The organism is Pseudomonas sp. WS 5059, from assembly GCF_012985525.1.
Classification (GTDB): Bacteria; Pseudomonadota; Gammaproteobacteria; order Pseudomonadales; family Pseudomonadaceae; genus Aquipseudomonas.
Window position 1 is genome coordinate 712108 of the sequence record NZ_JAAQWO010000002.1, and the last position, 10234, is coordinate 722341.

General features: G+C 62.7%; 8 protein-coding genes. 3 read left to right on the forward strand and 5 right to left on the reverse strand.

Going from position 1 to position 10234, the window contains the following annotated elements:
* Window positions 1-125: 125 nt before the first annotated feature.
* From HBO12_RS07990 to HBO12_RS08000, 3 genes are all read right to left on the reverse strand, one after another.
* Complete coding sequence (locus tag HBO12_RS07990; RefSeq protein WP_170041881.1) at window positions 126-1460, reverse strand: sigma-54-dependent transcriptional regulator; 1335 nt, start codon at window positions 1458-1460, stop codon at window positions 126-128.
* Complete coding sequence (locus HBO12_RS07995; protein WP_169954641.1) at window positions 1454-3220, reverse strand: ATP-binding protein; 1767 nt, start codon at window positions 3218-3220, stop codon at window positions 1454-1456. Before HBO12_RS07995 ends, HBO12_RS07990 begins: the two co-directional genes overlap by 7 nt.
* Window positions 3221-3441: 221 nt before the next feature.
* Complete coding sequence (locus tag HBO12_RS08000) at window positions 3442-4965, reverse strand: fumarate hydratase (RefSeq protein ID WP_131062231.1); 1524 nt, start codon at window positions 4963-4965, stop codon at window positions 3442-3444.
* 243 nt (window positions 4966-5208) lie between these two features.
* Between HBO12_RS08000 and HBO12_RS08005 the strand changes: the two genes are divergently transcribed.
* Window positions 5209-6141, forward strand: a complete 933-nt coding sequence (locus tag HBO12_RS08005) for an iron-sulfur-binding ferredoxin reductase (RefSeq protein ID WP_170041882.1) — start codon at window positions 5209-5211, stop codon at window positions 6139-6141.
* Window positions 6142-6295: 154 nt separating this feature from the next.
* On the opposite strand, the gene pyk is transcribed toward HBO12_RS08005, so the two are convergent.
* On the reverse strand, window positions 6296-7747 hold the full coding sequence (gene pyk / locus HBO12_RS08010; RefSeq protein ID WP_029295454.1) for a pyruvate kinase: 1452 nt from the start codon (window positions 7745-7747) through the stop codon (window positions 6296-6298).
* 176 nt (window positions 7748-7923) lie between these two features.
* Between pyk and HBO12_RS08015 the strand changes: the two genes are divergently transcribed.
* Both HBO12_RS08015 and HBO12_RS08020 read left to right on the forward strand, forming a co-directional pair.
* Window positions 7924-8298 (forward strand): tol-pal system YbgF family protein, encoded by a 375-nt coding sequence (locus tag HBO12_RS08015; protein ID WP_170041883.1) that lies wholly within the window; start codon window positions 7924-7926, stop codon window positions 8296-8298.
* A gap of 230 nt (window positions 8299-8528) precedes the next feature.
* On the forward strand, window positions 8529-8888 hold the full coding sequence (locus HBO12_RS08020; RefSeq protein ID WP_170041959.1) for a PilZ domain-containing protein: 360 nt from the start codon (window positions 8529-8531) through the stop codon (window positions 8886-8888).
* A 13-nt stretch (window positions 8889-8901) separates the two neighbouring features.
* Here the strand turns inward: HBO12_RS08020 and HBO12_RS08025 are convergent, their stop codons facing one another.
* Complete coding sequence (locus tag HBO12_RS08025) at window positions 8902-10233, reverse strand: DUF58 domain-containing protein (protein WP_170041884.1); 1332 nt, start codon at window positions 10231-10233, stop codon at window positions 8902-8904.
* Window position 10234 lies beyond the last annotated feature (1 nt).

The following is a 10234-nucleotide window of genomic DNA, read 5'->3' on the forward strand; positions in this document are numbered from 1 at the left end:
GATGAGCGGAAATCCGCTTATGGCGGCTATCCTCATCGCAGGCAAGCCAGCTCCCACATTTTGATTTGCGAATACATTCAAGTGTGGGAGCTGGCTTGCCTGCGATGAGGCCCTAAGGGGCCTTCTCAATCGGGCGACAGAAACATTTCCCGGGTCAGCCCATGGCGCTGCAGCTTTTCATTGAAGGTCCGCCGTGGCAGTTGCAGCTCGGCCAGCACCGCCTTGATATCGCCCTTATGCCGGGTCAGCGCAGCTTTCAGGCAATGGGCTTCGAACGCTTCCTGCTGGGCCGCCAGGGATTGCCCGGCCTCGATGCCTTCCGGCTCCGGCTCGCCGAGGCCCAGCACCTGGCGTTCGGCAACGTTGGCCAGTTCGCGCACGTTGCCCGGCCAGTCATGGCTGAGCAGCCGCCCCAATTGCGGCCCGCTGAGGGGCGCGGCCTCGCGGCCCAGGCGTTCGGCGGCGCTCTGGGTGAAGTGGCCGAACAGCAGCGGGATATCTTCGCGGCGCTCACGCAGCGGCGGCAGGCGCAGTTGCGCCACGGTCAGGCGGTAGGCCAGGTCTTCGCGAAAACGTCCGGCGCGGGCTTCGTCCAGCAGGTCGGGCTTGGTCGCGGCAATGATGCGCAGGTCGACCTTGATGCTCTGGTTCGAGCCCAGGCGCTCCAGCTTCTGTTCCTGCAACACCCGCAGCAGCTTCACCTGCTGGGCCAGGGGCATGCTTTCGATCTCATCGAGAAACAGCGTACCGCCGTCGGCGTACTCCAGCTTGCCGATGCGCTTGCCCTGGGCGCCGGTGAAAGCGCCGCTTTCATGGCCGAACAGTTCGGCTTCAAACAATTGCTCGGGAATCGCCGCACAGTTGAGCGCGACAAAAGGTTTTTTGGCCCGTGGCCCGAAGTCATGCAGGCAGCGGGCGACCAGTTCCTTGCCGCTGCCGGTCTCGCCACGGATCAGCACGTTGACCGGCAAGGCGGCGAGGTCCAGCACCTGGCGGCGCAAGTTCTGCAGGCTGCGCGACACCCCCAGCAGGCTCGACTCCAGTTGGGCGCGATGATCGGCCTGTTGGTGCAGGCGGCGGTTCTCCAGGATCAGCCCGCGCTTGTCCAGGGCCCGGCGCAGGCTGGCGAGCAGGGCGTCGGGGCTGAAGGGCTTTTCCAGAAAGTCGTAGGCACCGTCGCGCATGGCTTCGACGGCCATCGGCACATCGCCATGGCCGGTCAGGAGGATCACCGGCAGGTCGGCGTCGCGCCGTTGTACTTCGGCCAGCAGCTCCAGGCCGCTGAGACCCGGCATGCGCACATCGCTGAGAATCACCCCGGGAAAGTCCCTGGGCAGGTGGGCCAGGCAGTCCTCGGCGCGGCTGAACAACTGGACCGCGAACCCGGAGAGGTTCAGCCACTGTTCCACGGCCGTGCGGATGCTGGCCTCGTCATCAACCACGATCACCGCGTTCAGCATAGGTCCGGCGCCTCCAGCGCGATGGGCAGGGTCAGGGTGAAGACGGCGCCGTCGCCCTGATTGGCCGCACTCAGGCGTCCGCCCAGTTCATGCACGATAGCGTAGGACACCGCCAACCCGAGCCCGAGCCCGTCACCCACCGGCTTGGTGGTGAAGAACGGGTCGAACACGTTGTTCAGGTGTTCCTCGGCAATGCCGCCGCCGCTGTCGCTGACGCTCAGGTGCCACAGTTGTTGATCGGCATGCAGGCGGATTTCCAGGCGCTTGCGCGGTTTGTCGGCCATGGCATCCAGGGCATTGCGCAACAAGTTGATCAGCACTTGCTCCAGGCGAATGGCATCGCCGCGTACCCAGGCCGGGCGAGTCAGGTCGAGCACGGTGCCGATGGCTTCGTCGCGCAGGCGTGCGTCGAGCAAGTGCAGGGACTGGTCGACCACGGTTGCCAGGTCCAGGCGTTCGCGCAGGCCGCTGGGGCTTTTGCGGGCGAAGGTCTTGAGGTGGCCGGTAAGGGCGGCCATGCGAGTGAGCATGTCGTCCAATGGCGTCAGCGCCTGATAGGCGTCATCGATGCGCCCGTGATCGAGCAGCAGGCGCAAGGTAGCCAGTTGCATGCGCTGGGTGGTCAGCGGCTGGTTGATTTCATGGGCCAGGGCCGCAGACATCTGTCCCAGCGCCGCCAGCTTGGCCGATTGCACCAAGCCATCCTGGGCGGTGCGCAAGGCGCGTGTGCGTTCTTCCACCAGGCGCTCCAGCTCTTCGCGGCTGCGCTGGCGCAAGCGGGCCAGGCGCCAGCGCTGGCTGAGGAACAGCACCAGGAACACCAGGGTCAACCACAGGCCCGCCGCGGCGAGGCCGGCGTTGCGTTGGTCTTCAAAGGCCACCTGGGGTTTGCGCAGCAGGTGCAGGGTCCAGCCTTCGGCTTTGAGGGGCAGGGACTCCCAGATGTAGTTGGCGTTGCCTTCGGGCCCGGCCACGCGCACCAGATGACTGTTCTCGTCAAAACGCTGCAAGGTCTGGGTGTCCAGGGGCTGCAATTGCTTCTTGTCGTATTGGCGCGTGGCCTTGAGTTCGGCCAGATCGTTGGCCGACAGCGGGCGCAGGTTGCGGTAACGCCATCCGGGTTTATTGGCGATAAACACGATGCCCCGGGCATCGCTGACCAGCAGCAGGTCGTCGCCCTGGGCCCATCCGCGCTCCAGCTCCGGAAACTCCAGTTTCACCACCATGGCGCCGATGAACTGCTCCTGCTCATCCACCACCGCGCTGGAAAGGAAGTACCCCGGAATCCCGGTGGTCACCCCCACCGCATAAAAACGCCCGGTGCCCTGGCTGCGGGTCTGGCTGAAATAGGGGCGGAACGCATAGTTGTGGCCGACATAACTGCTGGGCAGGCGCCAGTTGCTGGCGGCCACCGCCAGGCCGGTGCGGTCCATCAGTTCCAGGGTCGATGACTGCGCCGCACCGTTGATGCGCTCCAGTTTGTGGTTGAGCACCTCCTGGGTCGCCGGATCCAGCGGGCCTTTCAGGGCGCGGATCATTTCCGAATCCAGGGCCAGCACGGCGGGCAGGGCGCGGTAGCGTTCGATCAAGGTGTGCAAGGAGTTGGCATACAGCGCCAGTTGCTGGTTCGCACGGCCGGCATCGTCCACCAGGGACTGGCGTTCCGCCTGGCGCATGGCGACTGCGGCGGCCAGGACGGCACCGGCAATAATCAGCAGGGAGTAGAAGGTCAAACGCAATGGGCGAGGGATCGCGATCATACGAGAATGAACAGCTGCAGTAGGGGGCGAGCACCATAACATGCAGCAGGACGAGCGCAGTACTTGTGGGAACGGGCTTGCCCGCGATTGCATCGACGCGTTCTGCTGCCAGACCGCAGTGCCTGCATCGCGGGCAAGCCCGCTCCCACAAAATCCCCGGTCATAAAAAAGGCGACTGTGGCATGGAGCCACAGTCGCCTTTTATCCTTGCGGGGACGTGCTTACTGCACTTCTACCGCCAGGCTTTCACTGATTTTTTGCTGCCAGATGGCGGGACCTGTGATGTGGACCGACTCGCCCTTGCTGTCGACTGCAACAGTGACCGGCATGTCCTTGACGTCGAACTCGTAGATCGCTTCCATGCCCAGTTCGGCGAAGGCCACCACGCGCGACTTCTTGATGGCTTGCGCCACCAGGTAGGCCGCACCGCCGACTGCCATCAGGTACACGGCCTTGTGGTCCTTGATCGCTTCGATGGCGGTCGGGCCGCGCTCGGATTTGCCGATCATGCCCAACAGGCCAGTCTGCTCGAGGATCTGGCGGGTGAATTTGTCCATCCGCGTGGCGGTGGTCGGGCCAGCCGGGCCAACCACTTCTTCGCGCACCGGATCTACCGGGCCGACGTAGTAGATGAAACGGCCCTTGAGGTCTACCGGCAGGGTTTCACCCTTGTTCAGCATCTCGACCATGCGCTTATGCGCCGCGTCGCGACCGGTGAGCATCTTGCCGTTGAGCAGTACGGTTTCGCCCGGTTTCCAGCTTTGTACGTCTTCCGGGGTCAGGGTGTCGAGATTGACGCGGCGGGCCGATGGGCCGGCTTCCCAGACAATTTCCGGGTAGGCGTCCAGCGGCGGCGCTTCGAGCGAGGCCGGACCGGAACCGTCGAGCACGAAGTGCGCGTGACGGGTGGCGGCGCAGTTGGGGATCATGCACACCGGCAACGAAGCGGCGTGGGTCGGGTAATCCATGATCTTCACGTCGAGCACGGTGGTCAGGCCACCCAGGCCCTGGGCGCCGATCCCCAGTTGGTTGACCTTCTCGAACAGCTCCAGGCGCATCTCTTCGATACGGTTGGACGGGCCGCGCTTTTTCAGCTCGTGGATGTCGATGGATTCCATCAACACTTCCTTGGCCATGACGGCGGCTTTCTCGGCAGTACCGCCGATGCCGATGCCGAGCATGCCCGGTGGGCACCAGCCGGCACCCATGGTCGGAACGGTCTTGAGCACCCAGTCGACGATGGAGTCGGACGGGTTGAGCATGGCCATTTTCGACTTGTTCTCGGAACCACCGCCCTTGGCAGCCACGTCCACTTCCACGGTGTTACCCGGGACGATGGAGTAGTGGATCACGGCCGGGGTGTTGTCCTTGGTGTTTTTGCGCGCGCCGGCCGGGTCGGCGAGGATCGAGGCACGCAGGACGTTTTCCGGCAGGTTGTAGGCGCGACGCACGCCTTCGTTGATCATGTCGTCCAGGCCCATGGTGGCGCCATCCCAGCGTACATCCATGCCCACGCGCACGAACACGGTGACGATCCCGGTGTCCTGACAGATCGGGCGGTGGCCGGTGGCACACATGCGCGAGTTGATCAGGATCTGGGCCATGGAGTCACGGGCGGCCGGCGATTCTTCGCGCAGGTAGGCTTCGTGCATTGCCTGGATGAAGTCAACGGGATGGTAGTAGGAAATGAATTGCAGGGCGTCGGCAACGCTCTGAATCAGGTCGTCTTGCTTGATCACGGTCATGAGTCGCGCTCCTCTATAAGGGAACATTCAATAAAGGTGGCTTCAGATGGGTGTATCGGTCGCTGAAGCCACCTTTTCCAAGGCACGCCGGGTAGTGCTGGCGCGACGCTAAAAAGGCGCGGCAGTATAACCCGGCGCGATGGCCGATACACCCGACGATGGTCAAACTCTCCCGACCACCCTAGGAGCCGGCTCCTGCAAAAAGCAGTTACAGTGATCGCACATTTTGATTCGAGGCCTTTCATGCCTGAACTGCACGTCGGCGAACGCCAGTGGTCGGTCTCCACCGGCAGCAATCTGCTGGATGCCTTGAACCAGGCCGGTGTGGCCGTGCCTTACAGTTGCCGCGCGGGCAGTTGCCATGCCTGCCTGGTGCGTTGCCGGGGTGAGGTCGAGGACAAGCAGCCCGACGCCCTGAGCCCGGCCCAGCGCCAGGACGGTTGGCGCCTGGCCTGCCAGTGCCAGGTCACAGGCGATGTACAGGTCGAGGCCTTTGACCCCTTGCGCGACGGCGCGGCGGCAACGGTGCTGAGCGCCGATTGGCTGAACCCGACGGTGTTGCGCCTGCGCCTGCAACCCCAGCACGGGCTGCGTTACCGGGCCGGGCAGCACCTGGTGTTGTGGGCGGGGACGGTGGCGCGGCCTTATTCCCTGGCCAGCCTGCCCCAGGAAGATCCGTTTTTGGAGTTCCACCTCGATTGCCGCCTGCCCGGCGAATTCAGCGATCGTGCCCGCCGGCTTGAGGCCGGTGACCCATTACGCCTGGGCGAATTGCGCGGCGGGGCGTTGCATTACGATCCGGACTGGCAAGCGCGGCCGCTGTGGCTGCTGGCATCCGGCACGGGGCTGGGGCCGCTGTGGGGCGTGTTGCGCGAAGCCCTGCGCCAGGATCACCAGGGCGCTATCCGCGTGATTCACCTGGCCCATGATACGGACGGGCATTATCTGGCCGAGCCCCTGGCCCAACTTGCCGCCAGCCACGGCAACCTCACCATCGAACTGTGGACGGCGGCGCAGTTGGCCGGTGCCTTGGCGCAACTGCGGCTTGTATCCCGGCAAACCATGGCCTTGCTCTGCGGGCACCCCAGCAGTGTCGAGGCGTTTTCCAAGCGCCTGTTCCTGGCTGGCTTGCCGCGTAATCAACTGTTGGCCGATGTGTTCTTGCCCCGTGGTTGAGCGCTGATGGCTATCTGCGAGAACTCACCATGTGTATTTGAAATGCATTGCAATGTGGGAGCGGGCCTTTGCAGTCAATCAATCACTCTCCTTTGGAATGCAAAAGGCCCTGGCATTCACATGCCAGGGCCTTTGCTTTGAGCAGGTCAGTCACTCAGACCATTGGGTCGCCAACGTGCAGGATCTTCATGCCGTTGGTGCCACCGATGGTGTGGTAGCTGTCGCCCTTGGTCAGGATCACCCAATCGCCTTTCTCGACTACGCCACGCTTGAGCAGTTCGTCGATGGCAGCCTGGCTGACTTGCTCAGGCGGCAGCGACGCCGGGTCGAACGGTACGGTGTAGACGCCACGGAACATGGCCGCGCGGGCCTGGGTTTCGCGGTGCGGGGAGAACGCGTAGATCGGGATCGAGGAGCGGATGCGCGACATGATCAACGGCGTGTAGCCACTTTCGGTCAGGGCGATGATCGCCTTTACGCCCGGGAAGTGGTTGGCGGTGTACATGGCGGCCAGGGCAATGCTCTGATCGCAGCTTTCGAACACTTTGCCGATGCGGTGGCTGGAGGTCTTGCTGGTCGGGTGCTTTTCAGCGCCGACGCAGATACGTGCCATGGCCTGGACCGCTTCCAGCGGGTACGGGCCGGCAGCACTTTCTGCCGAGAGCATCACGGCGTCGGTGTAGTCGAGCACGGCGTTGGCCACGTCGGACACTTCGGCACGGGTTGGCATCGGGTTCTGGATCATCGACTCCATCATCTGGGTCGCAACGATCACCGCTTTATTGTGGCGGCGTGCGTGCAGGATGATTTTCTTCTGGATGCCGATCAGCTCCGCGTCACCGATTTCCACGCCGAGGTCGCCACGGGCAACCATCACTGCATCGGACGCCTTGATCAGGCCGTCGAGGGTTTCGTCGTCGGCCACGGCTTCGGCGCGCTCGATCTTCGCCACCAGCCAGGCAGTACCACCGGCTTCGTCGCGCAGTTGGCGGGCGTACTCCATGTCGGCGGCGTCGCGTGGGAAGGACACGGCGAGGTAGTCCACTTCCATTTCGGCGGCGAGCTTGATGTCGGCCTTGTCTTTTTCGGTCAGGGCCGGTGCAGTCAGGCCACCACCGCGACGGTTGATGCCTTTGTGGTCGGACAGCGGGCCGCCGATGATCACGGTGCAGTTGAGCTCGGTGACGGTGGCGGTGTCGACACGCATGACCACACGGCCGTCGTCCAGCAGCAGTTCGTCGCCGACGCCGCAGTCTTTCACCAGGTCCGGGTAGTCGATACCCACGACTTGCTGGTTGCCTTCGGTCAGCGGATGGCTGGTGGAGAAGGTGAATTTGTCACCGATCTTCAGCTCGATGCGCTTGTTGGCGAATTTGGCGATACGGATCTTCGGACCTTGCAGGTCACCCAGCAGCGCGACGAAGCGGCCATGCTTGGCGGCGAGGTCACGTACCAGCTTGGCGCGAGCCTTGTGCTCGTCCGGGGTGCCGTGGGAGAAGTTCAGACGGGCAACGTCCAGGCCAGCCAGAATCAGCTGTTCGAGGACTTCCGGCGAGTTACTGGCCGGGCCAAGGGTGGCGACGATTTTGGTACGACGGACGGACATGCACGGACTCCTGAGTTCTAGCGCTGGGGAAGGCTACTATGCTCTTTGGCTGTAGTCATTGTTCGTTTGCACTACTTATTGTCGATTCGCTTGTTTTCACTCTATGACGCCAGACGAACAACCTTGAAGATTTTCGCCCAAGGGTCGATACACTGCTCAAGACAGGAGAACACCCCATGCGAGTTTTGATCATTGCTGCCCTGGCCGTCAGTGTTGTCGGCTGTACCCGTTGGTCGATGGACCATCATTTGAACAATGCCTACCGTGCCTACAACGTGGGCGATTGTGAGCGGGTCACCCTGGAATTGTCCCAGGTCGACCGTGAAAGCCGGTCCCGTCGCTACGTGCAGCCGGAAGTCTCGATGCTGCGTGGGCAGTGCCTGGAACGGCAGAAGTTGTTTGTGGATGCGGTGCAGACTTATCAGTTCATCATTAGCCAGTACCCATCGAGTGAGTACGCGTTCCGGGCCCGTGCACGCCTGGATACGCTGCAACAACTGGGGCATTACCCTGGCGCAAGTGCAGCGCGCGCGCGACCTGCAGCCTTGTGATGATATACGCCATTTAATTGCTGGCCTCTTGCCAGAGTTGGGCTATTCTTTTGAAGTACGTTTGTATAACTTTCAATTCAAACAGACACAAAAACAGGATTCGGTGGTTGTAGAGTGACAGGGCAGGGGCCGCTGTTGCACCGGGATCCAGGAGAGCGGGGGGGCATGTAGCTTCCCGGCCCGAATCACAGCAACGGCCACAGTCTTGGCCATTGGACGGCGATCTGATCATGTTGACTGACCGACGGATTGAGCGGCACCAGTTGCCCTATTTTTTAGAGGTGTTCAATCGCTTCACAGGTAAGCCCATCGGTTACTTGGGTAATATTTCCAGTGAAGGGCTGATGCTAGTCAGCCAATTACCCATGATGCTCAACGTGGATTTTGATCTGCGCTTGAAGATTCCAGGTCCTGAGGGTGATATGCACGCCATTGATTTCACTGCGACCTGCCTGTGGAGTCGTGAAGATATCAACCCCAGGCATTACGACTCGGGGTTTTGCCTGTTGGAGGCGCCCGCGGAGTACGGTCAGCTGATTGTTGCGCTGTTGCAGTACTTCAGCTTTGACCCCTTGCAGGCTTCGGCCTAGCGTCACACACCATTCATAGAGCGCCGGCTTTTTTCCAGCCCAGGTATCGGGTTACCAGGTCGGCGCCCAGCTCAGAGGGATGGGCATCCATTACCATCAGGCCCTGCGCCTTGAGGCGGTCATGAAGTTCTTCCCGTGCATTGAGGTAATCGACGCTGCCACAGTAGGCCAGCGCCTGCGCCAAGGTCTGCACGGGAGCCTGGCGCAATTGATCCAGCACTCCTTCGCGCAGGCTCGCCACCAATACCCGGTGCTGGCGGCTGATGCGCTTGACGGCCGTCAGTAGTTCCTCATCGTCCTCATCGCGCAGGTTGGTCACTACGATCACCAGCGCCCGCCGTTTCTGGCGGGCCAGCAGCTGATTGGCGGCAGCCTGGTAATCGGCCGTGCGCCGGGTGCTGTCCAGGTCGTATACCGCGTTGAGCAACTGGTTCAACTGACCGCTGCCCTTGACTGGTGCCAGGTAGCGCGGCTGGTCGCAGGCGAAGGTACACAGGCCCACGGCATCGCCCTGGCGCAAGGCCACATAGCTGAGCAGCAGGCAGGCGTTGAGGGCGTGGTCGAAATGTGACAGTTCGCCGTCCTTGCTGCGCATCCGTCGGCCGCAATCGAGCATGAACATAATCTGCTGGTCGCGCTCATCCTGGTATTCCCGGGCAATCGGCGTGCGTTGCCGTGCCGTGGCCTTCCAGTCGATCTGGCGCAGGCTGTCGCCCTCGCGAAATTCGCGCAGCTGATGAAACTCCAGGCCCAGGCCGCGACGCTGGCGCTGGCGTACACCCAGTTGGCTGAGCCAGTTGTCTACCGCCAGTAACTGCGCACCGTACAGGCGGGCAAAGTCCGGGTAAACCCGGGTTGCATCCTTGACCGATACCTGGCGTTTTGCGGTCCACAATCCCAGGGGGCTGGGCAGATGCACCTCACAGCGCTCAAAGCTGAAATGCCCACGGCTCAAGGGGCGCAGGCGGTAGCCCAGGTCACTGTGTTCACCGGGGCGCAGGGCGATGAACTGCGGCAGGTTCTGCACGCTCAAACCATCCGGTACGTGATCAAACACCTTCAGCGTCAATGGCTGTGTGTAGTCATGCTCCAGGGTGATCCGCACCTCGCTCCAGCGTCCTAGCGCCAGGCTGCCTGGCATATGCCGCCGCAGGCGTGGCGAGGGACGGCGTTTCAGGCGGGCAGCATCGAGCAATGCCAGCAAAAGCAGCGCCAGGAGCAGGCCCCAGGCCACGGAGTGCAGGGCGGCCGGCACCTTGAATTGCAGGGCCATGGCCGTTCCGAGGGCGATGTTCAGGCCCAGCAGCACCGCGAGCCAGGCCAGCAACAGGCGAGTAGGTCTCATG